The 1,555-nt window shown below is 48.4% G+C and carries 1 protein-coding gene; it reads left to right on the top strand.

The window, feature by feature from the left end; genetic code table 11:
- A partial coding sequence (fadB, locus tag R8269_RS24070) for a fatty acid oxidation complex subunit alpha FadB (protein WP_318222762.1) occupies positions 1 to 1,555 on the top strand: 1,555 nt, incomplete at both ends.

Below are 1,555 nucleotides of genomic sequence, written 5' to 3'. Positions count from 1 at the left end.
TTCCGACAATCTCAGTACTTAAAGGTCACACACTTGGCGGCGGCTGTGAATGCGTACTGGCTACCGACATGCGTATCGGTGACAAAACCACCAGCATTGGCCTACCAGAAACCAAACTGGGCATCATGCCAGGCTTTGGTGGTTGTGTGCGTTTGCCGCGTGTTATCGGTGCAGATAGCGCGATGGAAATCATCACGCAAGGCAAAGCATGTCGTGCAGATGAAGCATTGAAGATTGGTTTATTGGATGCCGTGGTTGAAACTGATGCGTTGTATGAATCCGCATTGCAAACACTGACTTCAGCTATCAACGAAAAGATCGATTGGCAAGCACGTCGTAAACAAAAAACCTCGCCACTGACACTCAGCAAGCTAGAGTCGATGATGAGCTTCACAATGGCAAAAGGCCTAGTGGCACAAAAAGCAGGTCCACACTACCCTGCGCCAATGACTGCAGTTATTACGATTGAAGAAGGCGCACGCTTTGCGCGCAACGAAGCACTCGACATTGAACGCAAATACTTCGTTAAACTCGCGAAATCAGAAGAAGCCAAAGCTCTGGTTGGTCTGTTCCTCAACGACCAATACATCAAAGGCATCGCGAAAAAAGCGGCGAAATCAGCAAGCAAAGACACTGAGCGAGCAGCGGTATTAGGTGCAGGCATCATGGGTGGTGGCATCGCTTACCAATCTGCGCTGAAAGGCGTGCCAGTATTGATGAAAGACATCGCCCAACCATCTCTCGATTTAGGCATGACCGAAGCGTCTAAACTGCTAAACAAACGCCTTGCTCAAGGTCGTATCGACGGCTTCAAGATGGCGGGAATTTTGGCATCAATTACCCCAAGCCTACATTACGCAGGCATCGAAAATTCAGATGTGATTGTTGAAGCCGTTGTCGAAAATCCAAAAGTAAAAGCAGCGGTACTGAGCGAAGTCGAATCGCACGTTGGTGAAGACACCGTCATTACATCAAACACATCGACGATTCCAATCAACCTATTGGCACAATCACTTAAACGCCCAGAAAATTTCTGTGGTATGCACTTCTTTAACCCTGTGCATCGCATGCCTTTGGTTGAAATCATCCGTGGTGAGAAAACTTCTGATGAAACCATCAACCGCGTAGTGGCTTACGCAGCGAAAATGGGTAAATCCCCAATCGTCGTGAACGACTGTCCGGGATTCTTCGTCAACCGCGTATTATTCCCGTACTTTGGCGGTTTCAGCATGTTGCTTCGTGACGGTGCAGACTTCACTAAAGTCGACAAAGTCATGGAACGCAAATTTGGCTGGCCGATGGGCCCGGCGTACTTGCTTGATGTAGTCGGCATCGATACTGCGCACCACGCACAAGCGGTAATGGCAGAAGGTTTCCCTGAGCGAATGGGAAAACAAGGTCGTGACGCGATTGATGCTCTATTCGAAGCCAACAAATACGGTCAGAAGAATGGCAACGGTTTCTACAGCTACACCATTGATAAAAAAGGTAAGCCTAAGAATACCTTCACTGAAGATATCTTGCCAGTATTAGCGAGCGTCTGCGCGGATAAACA

The sequence above is a fragment of the Vibrio sp. Vb0667 genome (genome assembly GCF_033391095.1).
This window is presented reverse-complemented; position numbering and strand designations above follow the sequence as displayed.